The following is an 18,346-nucleotide window of genomic DNA, read 5'->3' as shown; positions in this document are numbered from 1 at the left end:
CGTCGCTGAAATTCACCGCGGAGAACAGCCTCAGAAAACGAATTCGCGCGCCTTGGCAAAACCCGGCAGCGGCTTGACCGAAGCGTTGAAGAAGACATTCTCCGAAATGGCACCGCGCTCGGCGACGAAGACCTTGGCGCGGGCTGCATTGCCATGACCCTCGACCGTGACCAGACGGCCGCCATCGCGCAATTGACCGAGAAGAGCGGCCGGAACTTCCTCGACCGCGCCATTGATGAAGATCAGGTCATAGGGAGCGCCGGCAGGGTAGCCCTTTTCGAGTGGCCCGGTCACGACTTCCACCTTGCCGTAGCCGGCAAGCTTTGCCTTCGCCTCGGCGGCCAGCGCCTCGTCGCATTCGAGCGCGATGACGGAGCCGGCGATCATCGACAGCAGCGCCGATGTGTAACCGGTGCCGCAGCCGACTTCGAGAACGAAATCATCCTTGCTGATGGCCGCCAGTTGCAGCAGCTTGGCGAGCGGCGAAGCTTCCATCAGGAAGCGGGCCGGCTTGCCCGGGGCAGCAGCGGAGATCTCGACGTCGTTATCGACATAGGCCAGGAGCTTTGCCTTCTCCGGTACGAAAGCCTCACGCGGCACCGTGAGAAACGCAGTCAGCACGGAATGCGAGGTAACGTCCGTCGTGCGAACTTGGTTGTCGACCATCTTTGCGCGCGCTGCTTCGAAATCCATCATGTCCTCTCGCTCTTGAAAAGCGGTTCCTGTCCCCTGTCTCTTAATCTCCGACACGGATGCTTTCAAGGCTTGGCAGCAGTCGGCGAAAAGAATCCGGCGGACGCCTCTTTGGCGCCACGGGGGGCAAGAGGCCGCAGCCCAAACGTGGAATCCCTGGCCCCTTCATGGTATGATTTGCAGCCGAGGAAATAGGAGGAGCAGGCCATGTCTGCGATTTTCGAATATCTCACGCTGTTCGATTTCTTCATCCTCGCAGCGCTCATCGGCATCTTCTGCTGCGGGCTGCTGGACGGTGAAACGACCTGAAGAGAGCGCGCTCCGGCATGGCTCTGATGGCGCCGGCCAGAATCTGATGCGGGCGGAGGCGGGCTGCGCACGCCGCCTGAAATAAGCTGGAGCGGGCGACGCGCGATCGTCTCGAAATTATCGAGGTTTCGCAATCATTTATCAGCGGTGGGGAGAAATTGGAGGCCTCGCCCGGAATTGAACCGGGGTACAAGGATTTGCAGTCCTCTGCGTCACCACTCCGCCACGAGGCCTCACGCGCTCATCATCTGAGCCGTGGCGAGCGTTTAGAATGATCGTAAGGAAATCGCAAGAGGGCATTTTGGAAAAACGCCATTCCGCCACAGCCGAGAAGACCATTTTCCATCCCGGGACAGGCCCCGGCCCAAGCTGAACTTCATCTCGGCGATCACGTCCTGTTTCGAACCAACCACAGCATTTGAACCAGCTCTTAACTTGACTTCGAACGCCTGCCCGCCATTTTCCGCCCCGGGAGGTTATAGGAGCTGCTGTATGGAATGGGCTGCCCTCAAGTCAAATCAGGGTCGTGCGGCGTATAATGCCGAAACCGGCGATCTCCGCGTAAAGTTCTCCGGTTCCGCGGCGGTACGACATGCCGACATTCCGCCACATGTCTACCAGAACCTGCTGGAAACGAACGATCCCCATTTCTATTACCAGTACTATATCGCCCCATCGCGCGTCTCGCCGGCTCGCCGAGGGCCGATCTCGATGATCTCCTACGGACTGAAGCTCGTTCTGCTGCTGGCCGCCTGCAGCCTGTTGATGGCAACCGACCTCGATCCGGGCCATGACGTGGTTTTCGAGGAAAGCCAACTGAGATCGAATTAGAACCGCATGCGCCCTGGATCCATGCGTCTCGATCCCGACAGCCTGCAGCGCGCAATCAGGCAACGATGCTAACCGTCGCAAGAGAGGTCCTGCTCCGGGAGCGGTAGCGGCGATCATCCCGGCCACGGTCGTTCTCGCCGTCGCGCTCATTACGGCCGTTAAAATTGCGATAGTTGCGAGGCCCGCTATAGCCGCCGCCCTGGCCTTGATCGATGACGCAGCCTTCCGGACGGCGGCAGATACCGCTGGCATCAAATCCGCGGCTGTCGACGGCCTGGGCTCCCGCGGAGCCTGCCGAAAGAATCGCCGCCGCTGACAGGACGACAATCAGGAACACCTTCATTACCTCACCCCGGACTATCGTGGCGCGTTTGGAGCTCCATAAATCACGAATGCGAAATGCGATCCACAGTTCCGCGGAGCTCTGCGGCAACCGCCTCACCCGGCCGGCCCTCGCCGCCTGTGCCACCAGACGGCCAGCCGGCGCCGAAGCCGGCGCGCTATGGGAAGATCATGCGAGAGCACCAAGAGGCCGAGCGGCAGCATCCAAAAACCGAGGATCGGAAGAAAGCCCAGCAAGCCGCACAAGACGAGGGCCATGCCGATTGCCATCCGTCCGACGCGCGAACGCGGCATACCGATGCTGAAGGAGCCGAGCATAAGCCTGTGGCTTGCGTGATCAATGCCGAAGCGCCGTGCCTGCACCCTGCGCTTCTCGCTGCCCTTGCTGTCCCGGAGATCATCCCTATTTGTCATTTCCAAGAGATGGGCATAGGCCACCCAAATACAAGTTCATTTCATTTTTTTGAAAAAACCGCTTGGCAAATCGGGCAAGCATTTGTATTAGCCCACTCACACCGCGCCAAGCAGTGATCCCTGGTAGCTCAGCGGTAGAGCATTCGACTGTTAATCGACAGGTCGCCGGTTCGAATCCGGCCCGGGGAGCCATTTCTAGAAATAAGTGCCTGTTTTTGTTGAGAAATCCGAAGGCAGGCACTTACTTCCCCGCTCTCCCCCCTTTTGAAACGCGCGTTCTGCGGTTCGACTCCTGTGGATAACTTCGACCGTGCTGGATCTTCTAGCGCCATGCCATTCATCACCGTACACTCCCTCAGCGTTCGCGGTGCCATCCCGATTAATGATACGGACCGATCGAGTTTGCGTAATCTGCTGCTCGGCATGAAGTTCGGCCTTAATCGCCTAGGCCCAGAGGATGTGCTTCAGGCAGTGCCCGGTCAGAAGCCGGCAGCTTTTCAGTTTGGCTTCGAAGGCGAACGCGTCGTCGTGGTTGATCAGCCTCTTAGAACTCGAGAGCGCGATAGGGACATCGCCGCTGCAGCATTGGAAGCGGCCACCGAGAAGGGCGTCTATGTTGGTGAGCAGCTGGCTCAGTCGAACTGTTCGCCTCGCTTGAGGGAAGCGTTCAAGTCACTCCAGGACAAGCTCGAGGCCCGCTCTAACATCATTCAGGTCGGGATGTACAACCAGACATGTGGACGTGTCTTGCAAGGGGATGTCGAGGAACTGTCCCCCACGCTTTTCGAGCTACTGCGATCACACGTCGAACTGGTCTTTGCTGCGGCGTCGCAGTTTGAAGATTGGCGGGTATTCCGTGAGAATGCGGCGGACATAGATCGAGACTCCGTCGCCGCACTTGCCCAAAGCACCATCGCTTTAGTACGGGACCTTAGGGCGCAACAGGGCACAGATCCTAATGTAGCGGCCGCTCTCGATACTGTGGTGGGCTGGACGCAAGACAAAGCGGCTGACAAACGCGACGTGCTTGCTCTTACCGGCACTCTGCAAAACCTATGGTCCCTCGCAGCTAAATCTGCGCTCGCCAAGGAAGTTGCCAGCGAGGGTCGCAAGCTCGTAGCTAAAGCTATCATCGCAACTCTTCTGGCCGCCACCACGGCCGGTGCTCTCGCAGCTTTCGGCAAGGTGCCTGGAGCGGAGTGGATCGAGACGACCGTCGCGTATTTCAAATCTGCGACAGAAAGCACTCCAGCTCCGCTTGATAAGAATCCGTAGCCCCGCCCGAAGGCGAGGCCAATCCAACTACTGCTTATAATTCCCCTCCCTGTCCGATACCCTGATCCCCGCGCAGCGAAGCTGGTCAGATCCAGACAGGTAGCGGCGCAGATTGCCCCACTGCATGTTTTTATGACGCGGGCAGTTGCCGTTGGTTTTATGCGGCTTGCACAGCCCGCAGGCGGCTATGCGCGGTCGCTTTCTCTTGTGATGCATGGTGATCTCCGAACGAAGTCGGTGCGCCCCGATGGCGCACGCGTTTCTGTCGGAGATGGATGGTGGTGCTGTTCATCTTTCCTCTTTACTACAGCAGCGAGAAACGGAAAAGCCGCCGGCTGGTGAGGCCGACGGCGCGCTTGTGGTGGCATGGCAGTGAGTTCTGCCCGCCGACGATGCGGCTCGCCGACGGGCAGGCAGCCGGCCGCCACCGGCTATCTACGCGGCGCGCTCGGCGCCGCAGCTTCAATTAATTCCCAAAGTTCCCCGCGGCGGTACGTCGTATATAAGAGCCAATCCATGGCGCCACGCTCCTCGTTGCAGCGCTTGCATGCCAAGGCGATGTTGTCCCGATTGTTGCGCCCGCGGTCGGCCCGCCGGCGCAAGTGCTCCAGCGTCTCGGCATTCGGCGGCTGCTTCCACGGTGGCCGATCACTCAGAACCATCGGCTGGAGGCAGTAACAGCAGCAGCAGCAGCCCTGCTTCTGGCGTATCTTGATGCGGTTCTGCACGATTGATTTTCGCGGGTTTGCGACCGGCGTGCCTTTTTCGGAGTAGGCAACGCCGCCTTCGTCGCGCAAAAGTTTCTGCTCTCGCGTCAGGTCAGCCATGGTGCGAGCAAGCATCGCGGCGAGCTCAAGCTGGTGAGATGACCACTCCGACCGGGCGTACTCGGCGATCACATTCCGAAAGAATGGGAAGTCGTCGAGCGGCTGACCTGCCACGGGTGATGGTCCTAAAGATCAACGCCAAAGAATTGGCGATTGAGACGTTGCTGGATGCTCCTGCAGACCAGGCCAAGGTAGCAATGCGCAACTGGCGAGGAAATTTGTCTTGCCAACCAAATCCCCAACGCAGGCCGACACCTTGCCTAGGAACGACTTGCTGGTCACCAAGGAGGCCGTCGTCGGTGAGCATATTATCCGCCAGTACGAGAACGGCACTGTTCAGGTCCTGCGGAATGGCCAGATAGTCACCCCGCATTACCTCTTCTACGCGAGCTGTCGATCGAACTCGGCATAGATCATCTTAACAGCACAGGAACGCCAAAAAACACCCGTCACCTGGGCGATCAGATCATCCGCGAATTGCTTGCGCGGCAGCAAGAGGCATCAACGCAAGACGAATAGGAAAGAGGCTCGCCCGGCGAACTCGCGGGTTTGCAGCGTCCGCGCCGAGGGGGACGATTGCGCCCCCGATGATCATGGATATCGGTAGGCAGCAGCCTCTGGGGAGCGGCCATCAGGAACCGCCGAATAACTCAAGCGTTCAGTCTCCTCCAAAATCGCGCCAGCGTTGTTGTATTTAATTTACTTCTAAATTAGGATTTAGTAGTGTTCTCCCTTGGAGGGGGGAATTTCTATGGAACGCATCGAGCCGGAAAATGCAGATTCAAATATGGCAACTAAGGTCTGGTCGGTGACGGAGTTCTGCTCGCGGCATCGATTGGACGATGAAGAAGAAACGAGGCTACTCCGGCTATTTGGACCATTCGCGACCGCATGCGAACTCCTGTACAACGCCAAACGTGCGCCGAAGTTTAGATAGTTATGCCCGGCTCATCGCTGGCCGAGCGTCCGTCGCAACGATCTTCATCACCCCGCCGCCCGAATTGGCAGCAGGCGTCATGTTGGCGACTATCATGGTCAGCCAACCATCGCGTTGGTCAGCGGTCCGAAGTCTCTGGCGCCTCGGCCGCGATTCTTGGTTGCGAAGTAGCGACCCTTGATTTCGCGGGTGTCGTCTACGCGCTCCGATACGCCGCAAGCCGCGAGGAATGCGTCAAGGCGCGCTGATCGACGCTTGCCACTCGATCGGTGAGGAACGTCAATGTTGCCTCTTCCCGGTATCCGGCGCCGACGGGCTGGGCGCAGATGGTAAGGCGCACCAGTTCATCAGCGTCATCGACGACTTCGACGTCGGCAACCTGCCAGCCATACCAGCCGCGGACAGTAGCCATGCGATTGGCAGCTGTACACTCAACGATCGCGACATCTTCGGGTTTCTCGATCATGGTGAACGCGATGACTTCGGTAAGGGACGGACCTTGAATTTCAGAAATGCGCATGTGTCTCCTCTCGCCGGCGCGTGGCCGGTCGGCAGCTGGTGGTGATGTGGTGGCGGAAGCTATGTCGGCGGAGGTGGCCGTATTGTTCAGAAATCAGGCCGCCCGGGCAGCGATCTTGGACTGGATCCAATCGGCGACTTCGCTCCTGATGAAGGCTAGCCGTCGATCGCCCAGGTCAACGGCTACCGGAAAGCGACCATCGGCGCGGTATCGGTTCAGCATTGTTCTGGACATGCTGGTCAGTCGGTATGCGTCTTTTAGCGAGATGAGTGCCGGGATGTTGTCGTTTGCAGTGTTCATTGGGTTTCCTCTTCGACGCGGACGGAGTCCAAGCGTCGGCCAAAACGGTGAAATCGAAAGGGGAGGAAAGCCGGCATCAGCCGGGTTACTGTTGACCGACGCGATATAGCGCCGCGTGCCCGGCACGCTCGGCAGCGATGCTGCTAGCTATAGACGTGGGCTTATGGAGCCACGCCTCTTACAACTATGATGTTGGCGTAAACATACATGTTTGTCAATTTGGTTACTTTGGACAGATGCTTGCCCATCGCCGAGGCGTCTCGCCGGCACAGAAAAAGGCCGCCGAAGTGACGAGCTCGGCGGCCTGATTTTTCCACCAAAATTGGTGTTGCAACAATTCCACCGAAGCAATCCCTCTTCGGTAGGACTAGGGGGCACCCATGAGCGCTAAGCTCACCCTTCAAGTCCGGTTCGGCAAGTGGAGAGTGACGATCTCCATCGGCCGTTAACTGGGGGCCGGAGGGGTCTAGCCACCCCTCAGGTTCCCGGAAATATAACGAAGAAGAGGGTCGAATTCAATGTCCGTGCGGCAGGAGGAAATCCGCCCATTCCTGCATAAGGGTGCGCCGCCGCTCCAGTGCGTCCGACCGCGCATACGACCGCTCGACCGCATCGCCGACCGCGTGAGCAAGCGCAGCTTCCGCGATCTCGCGCGGAGCATGTGCGACGTCCGTCGCCCAGTCGCGGAACGCGCTCCTGAATCCATGGACGGTAAATTGTCCACCGCCTGCGGTTACCAGTGCCTTGCCGAGGCTGGCATCAGACAATTGTTTTCCATTCCTCACGCCTGGATAGACGAACTCGTTGACTGACTGCTTCTTCATCACTTCAAGGAGTTCGATCGCCTGTTCGGAAAGTGGAACACGGTGCTCTTTCCGCCCTTCATTCGAATAACTGGAATGGTCCAGATCTTCTTAGCTAAATCAAATTCGGGCCAAACCGCACCGCGCACCTCGCCGGATCTGCAGGCAGTAGGCACCGCAAGCTCGAGCGCCTTTGAGGTCACGCCGGGCACTGCTTTAAGCGCCTTCGCGAAGGCTGGCGCCTGGCTGTGCGGCATCGCGGCGTAATGTGTTCGAGTGGTCAACTCGTCGGGTTTGTGCAGCACGTGCTCAAGGTTCCCTCGCCATGCCGCCGGGTTACCGCCGCTCCTGTGCCCCTCGACCTTGGCGGCGTCCAGCACCCGTTCAACGGCCTCACGCAGCTTTTCTGCTGTTTCCTGTTTGCCGCCCCAAAGAGGTTTCAGAGTGTGTACGAGGTCCGCGTTGGTGATGTCGGCTGGCAACTTGTTCCTGATCGCCGCCGCATGGTTCTCAAGCAGGTTGCGCCACCTCGCCTCAGTTTTTGCACCACGCCACCGGCCAGCCTTAACAGCTGCATCAATGAAGGCGTCGGCATACTCTCCAAATGTAATTTTCTTCGGAGCTGCCGCCTGGGCAGACTTGCGCTCCGCAACCGGATCAATTCCTTGCCGCACCAAAGCCCGCGCCGCATCTGCCTTATCCCTTGCGGCGCTAGCCCAATCGTGTGAAGTGGCCCAAGCCCATTTCGCGCCGTCGGCCGGCGTAGCTATAATTGAAGATCCAATATCGCCCATCGCCCTTCGTCACGAGGTAAAGGCCGCCGCCGTCGCGCAGCTTCGCTGCCTTGCTAGCCGCTATGGACTTCACAGTCAGAACGTTCTTGGTATGGCTCCCCATCCTATCCTTCCCCACAATTTCCCCGCACTTGGGGTACGCGCTATAAATAGGCTTCGTGGACGCAATGGACAAGTTATCCAAGCAAAAACAATGCACTATCGAGCCGCACGTTTTCAATATGGACGTCTTGGGCCGCAAAATTTATCCGGCCCGGGGAGCCATTTTTCAAGTAAGCGCCTTTTTGTGACAATCCGAAAGCAGGGGCTTTTTTCCCAACTTTCCCTCCGTTTTAGACCGCCGGCATTCGCGCCGACGGCTCAAATGGCCCGGGCACTGCCAACTAAAAATTGAAATACACACTCACACCTGAACGGCGGCGGGGGTAATAGTCGCGATAGCCGTAATAGTCGCGATAATACCGCGGACGGTAGCACGAGTCGTAGTACCGGCAGTCGCGGTGAGCGTACCGGCGCTTCTTCCAGTGGCCGTACGCATGTCCATTGCCATGACGACGGTGTTTGACCTGCTCGACATCAGCGGTGTGCATAGCTACTGCTTTTGGCACTGCGATCGGAGTGGCGTTCAGCGGCAGAGCGAAACATGCGGCCAAGACTGTCGCTGCGACTGCGGGGAAAAGCTTGTTCATCGGGGCATCCTTTCAGCCCGCGAGTCTGGGTTAATAGGCATTAACCTAACATGAACGGCTCTCCGCCGTGGACTTTCCAGAAAGAGATCGGCCGGCGCGATGCAAGTCCTAACTATTACTTGTGCGTGTAGCGAAGATCTCAGTCCGACCGGAACTTTGCAAGCGCCCCTTCGTTAAAACAGTAGGATCGCACGGTGTTCCTCCGTGTGATTCGTTTGTCAGAACTTGCCCCGTCTCGGCGGGGCTTTTTTTGGGGTTCGGCGCTCACCGCACTCGCGGAACGAGGCGGGCCCCAAGCAAGTTTGAACGTCGAGAATAAGCATTTTGGATAGGCGCGGCAAATCACCGGACCGAAGACCGACGGAGTCCCCGCCCCGGTGCATGGCGATTACCAAGTTTGGCGACTATACCAGTCATCGATGTCTTTCTTGGCACGGTCTTTCTCGTAGCCGTAGCGCTCTTGGATCTTGCCTTCGAGCTGATCGCGCTTACCATCGATGACGTCAAGGTCATCGTCGGTCAGCTTGCCCCACTGCTCCTTGACCTTGCCTCTCATCTGCTTCCAGTTACCTTCGACGCGGTTCCAATCCATGGTTATTTCCTCCTATCGTCAGAATAGAGGAACGGAGGCGAACGATAAGTGTTCCGCTTCGTCGAGCTGCCGACCATTGCTTGATCGACATTATTGACATTCGTCCACACAGGTCAGGATCGGCACCCGATTTGGAACCTGTCCTGCCGCTAATAGCTGCACGAACGGCCGTCGCCAGGTCGGAAGCCGTCGGCGCAGGCCGGGTTCATCGAGTCTCCCGGTTGATATCCGGACGCCGAGCCATAGGAATTCGGCGGCGTCGAGCAGGCGGAGGCAATGACGGCAAGAGTGATTGCTCCGGCGACTGCAAATGCCCGAAATCTGTTCATCGATGTTCTCCCATTTCCGCTGGACCCAACCGCGAGAGCTTTTCCCCCAGGAAAATCGGGAGAGTTTTCCAGAGCTCACGCCGCGTCCGAATCATCCTGCGCCTAGAATATAGGCGCTCTGTCAACCGACGTTAGTTCCAGCCGCGCAGATTCTCTGTTCGCCAGGCATTTGCGTGCGAGCAGCCGCTATTGGCGCCTCTGTAGCATCGCGGGTCGTGCTTGACACGAAGGGCGACCGGAACATAATAGGAACATCGGTGCGGCGGCAGATAAAAACCTGGTTGGAATGCTAAAGGAGATCGAGGTCGTGCGTCCGCAGACAACTGAGAAACTGGCAGAAGAAGCGCTGAGAGGAGAAGTCGACGCAGTCGTCGCCTTTCACGATGGGGACATACGTGCCGCCATGACGACGCTGTTGCTGGATTGCCGTCATCTGCGACTTCAGCTTGCCCTTGGAGACAGGGGAATGAGCCGCAGCATGACAGCTGAGCGGACAACCGATGTCGCAGGGCTATGAAACATCGTCGCGGCATCGGGCTGGTACCCCCTGATCACTATGCGGTCGAAATCGACAAGGTAACGCTAAGAACCTTACCACAGTGGTTCGTCATTTATGCCCGTTGCCGCGCATGCCGGCGCCAAACGCTTATCGAGCGGCGGGACGTTGCCCGGCGCTGTGGCCAGGACCTGTCTCTCGCGGAGCTCTCCAAGCGCCTCAAATGCCAGCGATGCGACAACCGTTCCGGCAATCCGCTGTTCCTTCAAATGCTGCCCCGCGATTGAAGAGACGGCGCGTTTCGAAGCGACTCCGGCGTCGGCCGGGAACAAACACCGTGCAGAAAAGTTGTGTGGCATCAACCACGTAACGTCGACTTTGACAGGAGGTCTCTCATGGGTCGCGGTATTCTACTTTGGCTGCTCGGTGTCCCACTGCCTATCATCATTCTTCTAGCGTTGTTTATGAGATAGGAGCGGATCATGTCGGTCTCAATGACAGGTTCCGGAGAGGTTGCTGCTCCGGTTGAATCTTCCAAATCCGCCATGACATGGGGACCTATCTTTGGCGGCGCGGCCGCCGCCATCGGGGTGACCCTCATCCTTCTGCTTCTGGGATCTGGGCTTGGGCTGACGATGGTGTCGCCCTGGTCGGGGCAAAGCAGTTCGCTCGGCACACTTGGCATCACGGCGGCGATCTGGCTCGTGGTCGTGCAATGGCTCTCCTCCGCACTCGGGGGCTACGTTACCGGCCGCCTGCGGACAAAATGGGCGGCCGTCCGCACCGATGAGGTGTTCTTCCGTGACACAGCACATGGGTTCTTAAGCTGGGCTCTGGCGACGATCTTTGTCGCCGGGTTCCTCGCATCGTCGCTGACATCGCTCGCCGGCGCCGGCGCACAGGCGGTCGGATCGGCCGCACAGGCGGTGGGTTCCACTGCCACAGCCGCCGGTACGGCAGCCGCATCGTCAGCAACGTCGCCTCTGGATCTTTCCACCGCCTATTTCACCGACGCCTTGCTGCGTCCTGATCAGGCGCGTGCGGCGGCCACATCCAATGATGTCGCGGCGACATCGGAAGTCTCCCGCATTCTCCTCAACGGCGCCGCCGAGGGGCAAATTCCCGATGAGGACAAGGCCTATCTTGCCACCATCGTCTCTGCGCGGACCGGTCTTTCCGAAGCCGATGCGCGCGCCCGCGTCGACACGGTTCTGAAACGTGTCGATGACGCTAAGGTCGCCACCCAGAAGGCTGCCGACGAGGCACGCAAGGCCGCGTCAACCACGGCATTGCTTGGATCCCTCTCGCTTCTGGTCGGTGCTTTCATCGCAGCTGCGGCCGCGGCTCTCGGAGGATCGCAACGCGACGAAGAGGAAGATCTCATCGTCACCCCCCGGGTGTAGAGGATGAAAAATGGGGGCGCGGAAATGCTGTGCCCCCATGTGAACACCCCTGGCTCTCTCAGGTCGGATGAGCTGTCATCCAGGCGGCCGCTTTTGCCATAGGCTTCGCTCGCGCCGAACATAGGGCGGTCGCGGAGCATGAATTCGTCGGTTCCAACCTTCGTGGCTCGCCACGGTTCGGCTAGTGGACAAGGTTCCGATGTGCTCCATCTCTGATTACAGCAGCTGTGGAGAGCCGTATGCGCTGGCGCTTTCGACAGATTTCTGACCTCGCCGTGTCCTGGGCAGGACATCGTGTGCTGCCCGTCGCGCTGATCGCGCTCGTTGTCATATGGACGGCGATCGGTCTGAACTTTTCCTTTCCTCGGCGGTGGTTTTTGCTGACCAATACTTTGTGCACGCTCACCTCGTTCTTTGTAGTGCTGCTGCTGCAACACGCCCAAAATCGAGACACGAAGGCGCTCCATACCAAGCTCGACGAACTGATCCGTTCAAGCGAGGCGGGCAACCACTGGATTGCGGCCGAGAAGAAAGATGCCGACGCAATCGACGCTATGCGCCTGCAACACCAAGTCCAGGCTTCGGAAAAGCAAGCCTGAAGCGCGACGGATTTATGCGGATGTTGCCTCTGCGTCAGATTTCTCCTCCGCTTTCTCCTCGACGCACTCGGCCTTTTCAGCGAGCGTCTTGCTCATTTCCCTCAGTTCGCCCTCATCCAGCTTTTCGATGCCGACGAATTTATTGGCGGCCTGGCTCGTGAGAATGAGCTCGTCGAGCTTGGCCTGCAGAGCCTTTCCATCACGGTTCTGACTGTTCTGCAACACAAACACCATCAGGAAGGTAATGATGGTGGTCGTCGTGTTGATCACAAGCTGCCAGGTTTCGGAATAGTCGAAATAGGGTCCGGTAACCGCCCAGACGAATACGAGCGCCAGAGCGGCGACAAAGGTGTATGGCCTTCCCGAAAGCTCGGCGACGGCGGTTGCGAAAGAAGAGAAGAAGTTGGATTTGTTCGACATTTGAGAAGGCTCCCGCGTCGTCAATGCTGTCATTCGACAAATCAACTCCAGATCCTGGCGGAAGTTCCTCATGCCGTCCGGCCCTGTCTCTGGTCAATCTCCAAGGTTGCCGCTACAGCACATTGCATTAGACCAGATGCACGTGCATGGCCTTAAATCGTTGTTCTTAAAACATTGTCTTCACGGCCGCCACACATCCGACGACGCGCGTCAGCCTTTCTGAGACTTCGCAACAGCCCGCTTTTGGTGGCTTAGGACGAGCTCGATCTGGACATCTTGTTGAAACTCCAGCACCCGCCGACCGACCTCGCTCTCAGAAATCCCTGCGGCCAAAAGCTGATCAGCGAGCCTGCGGCATTCGGTCTTCCAGAATTCGATCGCCTCCGCACCATGCCGACGGCCGAGCTCTCGGGCGCAGCGTTCGATATTGGCGATTCCGGTTCCGGAGGGAAAGGCAATAACCTTGCCTTCATGAGAGGCAGCGGGGCGGCGGGTCGTTTCAGTGGCCATCGAACACAGGTTTCCTTTGATCCTCTATGTTGTCTACGGGACGATGGTTAATGCTTTCTATTCGTTTGCCTGGTTCGACGGCAAGACGTGGTACCGCGTGGTCACATCGCACTGTCTTCGACCTTGACGGCGGCAGGCCGATGCGCCGACAGTCGTGACCGACACCTCAGCCGGCAGAGACCAATGATGACAATAACCGACGCCCCCCGCGATTTCCTGAAAAGCCTGTTCGACGCGGCGGTTCGCGCCGCCGATCCGCTGACCGGCATAAAGGCCCGCCTGCCGGAGAAGCCGAAAGGCAGAACCGTGGTGATCGGCGCCGGCAAGGGCGCGGCGCAGATGGCGCAGGCGCTCGAAAGCGTCTGGGACGGGCCGCTCGAGGGACTGGTGGTCACACGATACGGCTATGGCTGCGACACGCACCATACCGAAATCATCGAGGCGGCCCACCCGGTGCCCGATGCGGCAGGGCTTGCCGCAGCAAGGCGGTTGATGGAAACGGTGAACCGGCTGACGGAAGACGATTTGGTGATTGCCTTGATCTGCGGCGGCGGCTCGGCGCTGCTCCCCGCCCCGCCGGAGGGGCTGACTCTTGAAGACGAGATTGCACTCAACGAAGTGCTGCTTGCTTCGGGCGCGCCGATCTCGGCGATGAATGTCGTGCGCAAGCATCTCTCGACCATCAAGGGCGGCAGACTTGCGGCGGCGACGAAGGCGAGGGTCGTCAGCCTGATTGTTTCCGACATTCCGGGCGACAATCCCGCCCATGTCGCCTCCGGGCCGACGGTGCCCGACGCTTCGACACGGCACGAGGCCCTCGAGATCATCAGGCAATACGGTTTGCAGCTGCCGCAAGCCGCCATTGATCATCTGAACTCGCCGAAGGCCGATGCGCCGCAGCCGGATGATCCGGTGTTTTCACGGCACGAGCACCACATCATTGCCTCGGCCGGCGTATCACTGGAGGCTGCTGCCACCTTGGCCAAATCGCAAAAGATAGAACCGGCGATCCTTTCGGATGCGATCGAAGGTGAATCGCGCGATGTGGCGCTAGTGCATGCGGCGATCGCCCGCGAGGTGCTCGGCCGGAACAGGCCTTTTTCGAAGCCGGTCGTTATCCTGTCCGGCGGCGAAACGACGGTGACGCTCCGGGCCAAGGGCGGCAAGGGCGGACGCAACGGCGAATTCGCACTGGCCATGGCGCTCGCAATCGACGGACAGAAAGGCATTCATCTCCTTGCTGCGGACACGGACGGTATCGACGGCTCGGAGGACAATGCCGGCGCCTTTGCCGATGGCGGCACGATCAAGCGCCTTCGCGCCGCCGGGCTCGATGCGCGCCGGCTGCTCGATGGCAATGACAGCTACTCAGGCTTTGCCGCCGTCGGCGATCTCTTCGAAACCGGCCCGACCGGAACCAACGTCAATGACTTCAGAGCTATCCTGATCGCATAAGACCCGGCCGGCTCAGGTCTTGATCCGCCCCTGCCCGACCAGCCAGCCGACCGATTCCTGCACCGCCTGCAGCGAGGTATATCGCGGCGTGTAGCCGAGCAGGTGTGCGGCTTTGGCGATCGAGCAATTCGGACTACGCGCGATATGCTCCCATGTCGCCTCCGCATCCTCGTCCGTCTGGCCCTCGGCCCAGGCGTCGAACGGCGCGAAGGTCAGGTTCGGCTCCCGCCCGAACCAGCGCGACATGGCTTCCGCATAACCGCGAAGGGTCAGGGCCTGCTCGGAAACCGCGTGGAAACTCTCACCGATCGACGCGTTCCAGTGGGCAATTGCATCCATGAACATCGCCGCCACGTCATCGGCATGGACGTGATGAACGGTCTCCAAGCCGAAATTAGGCAGCGCCAGGGCTTCGCCCCGCGCGAGGGTCGAGAAGACCTGCAGGTTGAAATTGCCGGCCGGATTGAGCGGCGCCCATCCGGTGCCGACAATATGGCCGGGATGGATGATGGTTGCCGGGAAGCCTTGCAGCCTTGCCTGCTGCAGCAGATAGGTTTCGATCGCCGCCTTCTGGATACCATAGTCACCGAACGGGGACTTCGGAGCTTCCTCGCGTGTCGGCACCGTCGTGGGGTACCCATGCGTCCAGATCGTGCCGGTGTGCAGGAAATGGTCGACATGCCCGGACAAGGCCGTCACCAGCTGCTCGGCACTTTCCAGCGTGAAGCAGATCATGTCGATGACGATATCGGCTTTCAATGCGCGTACGGCTTGGCCGAATTCGCCGGAACGCTCCATCCCGGCGCGATCCATCTGCCGCTGGTTGACGAAGGCCCAGGCGCGGCTTGCCGTATATGGCTTTGCCGCACCGCGGCTGATGGTGACGACGTCGTGACCCGCCTCCACCAGACGGGGAACGAGATAGGTTCCGACATGGCCCGTCGCCCCAATGACCAAAACCCGCATTTGTCGTCCCTCCTTAGCCGTGAACCCGCGAGACTATGCTGCTCCAGCCGGCGATCCCGCAAGCGGACTTTTCGTCTCAGAATGCGGAAGCCGCCCTGCTATCGATTTTTGAAAACGAGACAGGTGCCGCCGTGCCGGCGGATCTGGTTGCAGAGGTCGTTGGCTTCCAGACGCGTCTGCCGGGCGATGCGGGCGACATAACGCGGGCGGAAGCCGAAGCTGCGGTCGCGCTGGCGCAGGATCAGCGGCTGTTCCGCATCCAAAGGTGGAGGCAGATCCTGCACGGCATCGCGAAAAAGACGCCGTGCCACCGCGACATCGGCGTTCGCCGCCAGTTGAACGCCCCAGGGCGCCCAGTTGCCCTCCTGATGCCAGGGCGTGTCCTTCAACCTCCGCCTTTCGGCTAGCGCCACGCAGCCATCGAGAAAAGGCTTGTCCTTGTCGAGCGGGGCTGCCGCATTTTCCGGCGGATTATCCTTCCATTCCTCGACCGTATGGGCGGTGATCGCCATCACATAGCCGCGCGTCTCGTAAGGTAACCTTCCTGACGTAAGATAAGCGGCAAGGCCGTTTTCGCCGGCATTATAGGCGGCGGCGGCAAGGCCGAGATTGCCGAAACGATTGCGCAATTCGTCGAGATATTGCGCCGATTTCCGCAGTGCTTCCAGCACCTGGTAGCTGTCTTCGAGGCCGCGCAGTTTCGCCGTGCCGGGCATGAACTGCGCAATGCCCTGCGCTCCCTTGAAACTCACCGCATCAGGGCGAAAGGTGCTTTCCCGCCAGATGAGGCGGGCGAAATACGCCGGCGGCAACCGATTGGCCTCGGCGAAATGCTCGATCGCAGCGCAGAGGTCACGATTGAAACTGTCCTGGCGGATGCAGAGCGTCTCGCCTGAGCCCGAGGCAGCAGGCCCGGAATAGAGGCAGGCCGGTGGCGTATCACTTCCTTCCGGCTGGGCCTTTGGCGTGTCCGCCGTGGAAAACAGGAAGCAGAGCGAAAGCAGGACCTTCGCCAATCTCCTCCCCATGTCGGACTGACGTTTTCGCCCTATCATCGGATCTCGGCAGGTTCGACTTCCATCGCGACGCTGAGCCTAAATAACATCAATCGAGGCGCGAAGCTTCCCCATTTTGCGCAATGCCGGCACGAAAAAGCCGCCGAACCATATGGCCGCGGCGGCTTGCAAATAGCTTGAATAAAAACAGCGATCAGGCCGTCGGCTGCTTCGTCTTCCTGAGATAGGGCAGAACCGTATCGAAGGAGCCGAAACGCGTGATCGCGTCTTCGTTGGACACTGCCGCGGTGATGATGACATCCTCGCCCTGCTTCCAGTTTGCCGGCGTCGCCACCTGGTGCTTTGCCGTCAGCTGAATGGAATCGATGGCGCGCAGGATCTCGTTGAAATTGCGGCCGGTCGTCATCGGGTAGGTCAGGATCAGCTTGATCTTCTTGTCCGGGCCGATGATGAAGACAGAACGCACCGTCGCATTGTCGGCAGGCGTACGGCCTTCTGAGCTCTCGCCGGCGCCGGCCGGCAGCATGTCGTAGAGTTTGGCGACCTTGAGATCCTTGTCGCCGATCAGCGGATAATCAACGTCGAAGCCGGTCGCGGTCTTAATGTCGCCCTTCCATTTGGCATGGCTTTCGACCGGATCGACCGAGATGCCAATGATCTTGACGCCGCGCTTGGCAAATTCGCCCGCGAGGCCAGCCATGACGCCGAGCTCGGTCGTGCAGACGGGCGTGAAATTCTTCGGATGAGAGAACAGAACGGCCCAACCGTTGCCAATCCAGTCATGGAAGCTGACCGGTCCCTGCGTGGTGTCGGCGGTAAAGTCGGGAGCGATGTCGTTGATACGTAAGCTCATGGTCGGCCCTCCAAAGCCGTTGTTGGGTTTTCGTTATCTCAAATGGCGGTCATGGGAACTGCCTGCCGCAGTCGTGATAAAATTGCGATCGCCAGGGGGTGCACCAGCTACGAGGCAAAAACTCTCCCATCCCAAAGTTTTCGCTGCATTTCTTTAAAATATATACCACGAGAACCGAAGGCATGCTCTTTCGATTTGCAGCCTGCGCCGGCATTATTTTTCCCCGCGTGGTCGACGCGACGAAAGAACGGGCGCCCGAAAGTAAGGCACGCTGATTAATTTTTGTGCGCGTTTATTTGTGCACAGTTTTCGGGCGGATATCTTGCCAAAATTGCTGCACCGCGTCATAAATAAGAGCATGACGCATCTCGATCTGACGATTCTGGTGATCGACGAAAATGCCATTCGCGCCTCCATTATCGAAGAAGGGCTGCGCGAGGCAGGGCATAAGCGCGTCACTGTGGTGCATGAGGTCAACGGCATCGCGCGAACCATCGAAACGCTGATGCCCGATGTGATCATCATCGATATCGAGAATCCCAACCGCGACATGATGGAGCATCTGTTCCAGCTGACGCGCACAGTCAGCCGTCCGATCGCCATGTTCGTCGATCGCTCCGACACGGCCTCGATCGAGGCGGCGGTCGATGCCGGGGTCTCCGCCTATATCGTCGACGGATTGAAGAAGGAACGCGTCAAACCGATCCTCGACATGGCCGTCAGCCGCTTCAATGCCTTCAGCCGGCTGCGGCGGGAGCTTGCCGATGCCCGCTCGGCGCTGGAGGAACGCAAGCTCATCGAGCGCGCAAAGGGGATATTGATGAAGATGCGCGGTCTCTCCGAGGAAGAGGCCTTCGCCCTGCTGCGGCAGACGGCGATGAACGAAAAGAAGAAGATGTCGGAAATCGCCCAGAGTGTGGTCACCGCCGCGGGACTTTTGATGTGATGGCGGGCCGCCTAAATTTCCGGAGGA

25 protein-coding genes and 2 tRNA genes are annotated in these 18,346 nt (G+C 59.3%); 9 read left to right on the top strand and 18 right to left on the bottom strand.

Going from position 1 to position 18,346, the window contains the following annotated elements; translation table 11 throughout:
- Nucleotides 1-30: 30 nt before the first annotated feature.
- Both A7X77_RS13960 and A7X77_RS13955 read right to left on the bottom strand, forming a co-directional pair.
- Complete coding sequence (locus tag A7X77_RS13960; protein ID WP_197486835.1) at nucleotides 31-696, bottom strand: protein-L-isoaspartate O-methyltransferase family protein; 666 nt, start codon at nucleotides 694-696, stop codon at nucleotides 31-33.
- Between the two features lie 465 nt (nucleotides 697-1,161).
- Nucleotides 1,162-1,235, bottom strand: a tRNA-Cys gene (locus A7X77_RS13955).
- Nucleotides 1,236-1,494: 259 nt separating this feature from the next.
- Here A7X77_RS13955 and A7X77_RS13950 point away from each other — a divergent pair.
- A complete protein-coding gene (locus A7X77_RS13950; protein WP_064683495.1) occupies nucleotides 1,495-1,833 on the top strand; it encodes a KTSC domain-containing protein in 339 nt (112 codons plus the stop codon).
- A 55-nt stretch (nucleotides 1,834-1,888) separates the two neighbouring features.
- On the opposite strand, the gene A7X77_RS13945 is transcribed toward A7X77_RS13950, so the two are convergent.
- Both A7X77_RS13945 and A7X77_RS13940 read right to left on the bottom strand, forming a co-directional pair.
- The gene (locus A7X77_RS13945) at nucleotides 1,889-2,176 is read right to left on the bottom strand and encodes a hypothetical protein (protein WP_064683494.1); all 288 of its coding nucleotides are present in this window, start codon (nucleotides 2,174-2,176) and stop codon (nucleotides 1,889-1,891) included.
- Between the two features lie 95 nt (nucleotides 2,177-2,271).
- Nucleotides 2,272-2,589: a PGPGW domain-containing protein gene (locus A7X77_RS13940; RefSeq protein ID WP_064683737.1), complete on the bottom strand. Its 318-nt coding sequence runs from the start codon at nucleotides 2,587-2,589 to the stop codon at nucleotides 2,272-2,274.
- Nucleotides 2,590-2,706: 117 nt separating this feature from the next.
- Between A7X77_RS13940 and A7X77_RS13935 the strand changes: the two genes are divergently transcribed.
- Both A7X77_RS13935 and A7X77_RS13930 read left to right on the top strand, forming a co-directional pair.
- A tRNA-Asn gene (locus tag A7X77_RS13935) sits at nucleotides 2,707-2,781 on the top strand.
- Between the two features lie 138 nt (nucleotides 2,782-2,919).
- Complete coding sequence (locus tag A7X77_RS13930; protein WP_064683493.1) at nucleotides 2,920-3,864, top strand: hypothetical protein; 945 nt, start codon at nucleotides 2,920-2,922, stop codon at nucleotides 3,862-3,864.
- A 431-nt stretch (nucleotides 3,865-4,295) separates the two neighbouring features.
- Here A7X77_RS13930 and A7X77_RS13925 read toward each other — a convergent pair whose 3' ends face one another.
- Complete coding sequence (locus tag A7X77_RS13925) at nucleotides 4,296-4,805, bottom strand: HNH endonuclease (RefSeq protein ID WP_245293751.1); 510 nt, start codon at nucleotides 4,803-4,805, stop codon at nucleotides 4,296-4,298.
- 637 nt (nucleotides 4,806-5,442) lie between these two features.
- Between A7X77_RS13925 and A7X77_RS33955 the strand changes: the two genes are divergently transcribed.
- Nucleotides 5,443-5,628 carry a hypothetical protein gene (locus A7X77_RS33955; protein WP_082928809.1) on the top strand — a complete coding sequence of 62 codons (186 nt, stop codon included), beginning with the start codon at nucleotides 5,443-5,445 and terminating at the stop codon, nucleotides 5,626-5,628.
- A gap of 196 nt (nucleotides 5,629-5,824) precedes the next feature.
- Here the strand turns inward: A7X77_RS33955 and A7X77_RS13915 are convergent, their stop codons facing one another.
- The 8 genes from A7X77_RS13915 to A7X77_RS13895 all read right to left on the bottom strand — a co-directional run bounded on the left by A7X77_RS13915 (nucleotide 5,825) and on the right by A7X77_RS13895 (nucleotide 9,655).
- A complete protein-coding gene (locus A7X77_RS13915) occupies nucleotides 5,825-6,148 on the bottom strand; it encodes a hypothetical protein (protein WP_064683491.1) in 324 nt (107 codons plus the stop codon).
- Nucleotides 6,149-6,241: 93 nt separating this feature from the next.
- Nucleotides 6,242-6,448 carry a helix-turn-helix transcriptional regulator gene (locus tag A7X77_RS13910; protein ID WP_064683490.1) on the bottom strand — a complete coding sequence of 69 codons (207 nt, stop codon included), beginning with the start codon at nucleotides 6,446-6,448 and terminating at the stop codon, nucleotides 6,242-6,244.
- Between the two features lie 515 nt (nucleotides 6,449-6,963).
- Nucleotides 6,964-7,275 (bottom strand): tyrosine-type recombinase/integrase, encoded by a 312-nt coding sequence (locus tag A7X77_RS33950; RefSeq protein ID WP_245293750.1) that lies wholly within the window; start codon nucleotides 7,273-7,275, stop codon nucleotides 6,964-6,966.
- On the bottom strand, nucleotides 7,272-8,045 hold the full coding sequence (locus A7X77_RS13905; RefSeq protein ID WP_245293749.1) for a tyrosine-type recombinase/integrase: 774 nt from the start codon (nucleotides 8,043-8,045) through the stop codon (nucleotides 7,272-7,274). Before A7X77_RS13905 ends, A7X77_RS33950 begins: the two co-directional genes overlap by 4 nt.
- Nucleotides 7,963-8,148, bottom strand: coding sequence for an Arm DNA-binding domain-containing protein (locus A7X77_RS34280; RefSeq protein WP_348626297.1), 186 nt, complete (start codon nucleotides 8,146-8,148; stop codon nucleotides 7,963-7,965). The genes A7X77_RS13905 and A7X77_RS34280 overlap by 83 nt, the downstream gene beginning before the upstream one ends.
- A gap of 280 nt (nucleotides 8,149-8,428) precedes the next feature.
- A complete protein-coding gene (locus tag A7X77_RS32320) occupies nucleotides 8,429-8,734 on the bottom strand; it encodes a hypothetical protein (protein ID WP_082928808.1) in 306 nt (101 codons plus the stop codon).
- A 388-nt stretch (nucleotides 8,735-9,122) separates the two neighbouring features.
- On the bottom strand, nucleotides 9,123-9,326 hold the full coding sequence (locus tag A7X77_RS13900) for a CsbD family protein (protein ID WP_064683489.1): 204 nt from the start codon (nucleotides 9,324-9,326) through the stop codon (nucleotides 9,123-9,125).
- Between the two features lie 149 nt (nucleotides 9,327-9,475).
- Complete coding sequence (locus A7X77_RS13895; RefSeq protein WP_064683488.1) at nucleotides 9,476-9,655, bottom strand: hypothetical protein; 180 nt, start codon at nucleotides 9,653-9,655, stop codon at nucleotides 9,476-9,478.
- A gap of 286 nt (nucleotides 9,656-9,941) precedes the next feature.
- On the opposite strand from A7X77_RS13895, the gene A7X77_RS33945 reads away from it, so the two are divergent.
- The 3 genes from A7X77_RS33945 (at nucleotide 9,942) to A7X77_RS13880 (ending at nucleotide 12,153) form a co-directional block, all read left to right on the top strand.
- Complete coding sequence (locus A7X77_RS33945) at nucleotides 9,942-10,172, top strand: hypothetical protein (protein ID WP_064683487.1); 231 nt, start codon at nucleotides 9,942-9,944, stop codon at nucleotides 10,170-10,172.
- A 461-nt stretch (nucleotides 10,173-10,633) separates the two neighbouring features.
- Nucleotides 10,634-11,554 carry a hypothetical protein gene (locus A7X77_RS13885; RefSeq protein WP_064683486.1) on the top strand — a complete coding sequence of 307 codons (921 nt, stop codon included), beginning with the start codon at nucleotides 10,634-10,636 and terminating at the stop codon, nucleotides 11,552-11,554.
- A 239-nt stretch (nucleotides 11,555-11,793) separates the two neighbouring features.
- Nucleotides 11,794-12,153 (top strand): low affinity iron permease family protein, encoded by a 360-nt coding sequence (locus A7X77_RS13880; RefSeq protein ID WP_064683485.1) that lies wholly within the window; start codon nucleotides 11,794-11,796, stop codon nucleotides 12,151-12,153.
- A 12-nt stretch (nucleotides 12,154-12,165) separates the two neighbouring features.
- Here the strand turns inward: A7X77_RS13880 and A7X77_RS13875 are convergent, their stop codons facing one another.
- The gene (locus A7X77_RS13875) at nucleotides 12,166-12,573 is read right to left on the bottom strand and encodes a low affinity iron permease family protein (protein ID WP_064683484.1); all 408 of its coding nucleotides are present in this window, start codon (nucleotides 12,571-12,573) and stop codon (nucleotides 12,166-12,168) included.
- Nucleotides 12,574-12,783: 210 nt separating this feature from the next.
- A complete protein-coding gene (locus A7X77_RS13870; RefSeq protein ID WP_064683483.1) occupies nucleotides 12,784-13,083 on the bottom strand; it encodes a DUF6074 family protein in 300 nt (99 codons plus the stop codon).
- A 186-nt stretch (nucleotides 13,084-13,269) separates the two neighbouring features.
- Here A7X77_RS13870 and A7X77_RS13865 point away from each other — a divergent pair, with 186 nt between their 5' ends.
- Nucleotides 13,270-14,538, top strand: a complete 1,269-nt coding sequence (locus A7X77_RS13865) for a glycerate kinase type-2 family protein (protein WP_064683735.1) — start codon at nucleotides 13,270-13,272, stop codon at nucleotides 14,536-14,538.
- A gap of 12 nt (nucleotides 14,539-14,550) precedes the next feature.
- Here A7X77_RS13865 and A7X77_RS13860 read toward each other — a convergent pair whose 3' ends face one another.
- From A7X77_RS13860 to A7X77_RS13850, 3 genes are all read right to left on the bottom strand, one after another.
- Complete coding sequence (locus tag A7X77_RS13860; RefSeq protein ID WP_064683482.1) at nucleotides 14,551-15,504, bottom strand: NAD-dependent epimerase/dehydratase family protein; 954 nt, start codon at nucleotides 15,502-15,504, stop codon at nucleotides 14,551-14,553.
- A gap of 98 nt (nucleotides 15,505-15,602) precedes the next feature.
- Nucleotides 15,603-16,559, bottom strand: a complete 957-nt coding sequence (locus tag A7X77_RS13855) for a lytic transglycosylase domain-containing protein (RefSeq protein ID WP_064683481.1) — start codon at nucleotides 16,557-16,559, stop codon at nucleotides 15,603-15,605.
- A 154-nt stretch (nucleotides 16,560-16,713) separates the two neighbouring features.
- The gene (locus A7X77_RS13850) at nucleotides 16,714-17,373 is read right to left on the bottom strand and encodes a peroxiredoxin (RefSeq protein ID WP_064683480.1); all 660 of its coding nucleotides are present in this window, start codon (nucleotides 17,371-17,373) and stop codon (nucleotides 16,714-16,716) included.
- Between the two features lie 358 nt (nucleotides 17,374-17,731).
- On the opposite strand from A7X77_RS13850, the gene A7X77_RS13845 reads away from it, so the two are divergent.
- On the top strand, nucleotides 17,732-18,319 hold the full coding sequence (locus A7X77_RS13845) for an ANTAR domain-containing response regulator (RefSeq protein ID WP_064683734.1): 588 nt from the start codon (nucleotides 17,732-17,734) through the stop codon (nucleotides 18,317-18,319).
- The last annotated feature ends 27 nt before the right edge of the window (nucleotides 18,320-18,346 follow it).

Origin of the sequence: Rhizobium bangladeshense (assembly GCF_001662075.1) — a bacterium.
Lineage (GTDB): Bacteria > Pseudomonadota > Alphaproteobacteria > Rhizobiales > Rhizobiaceae > Rhizobium > Rhizobium bangladeshense_B.
This window is presented reverse-complemented; position numbering and strand designations above follow the sequence as displayed.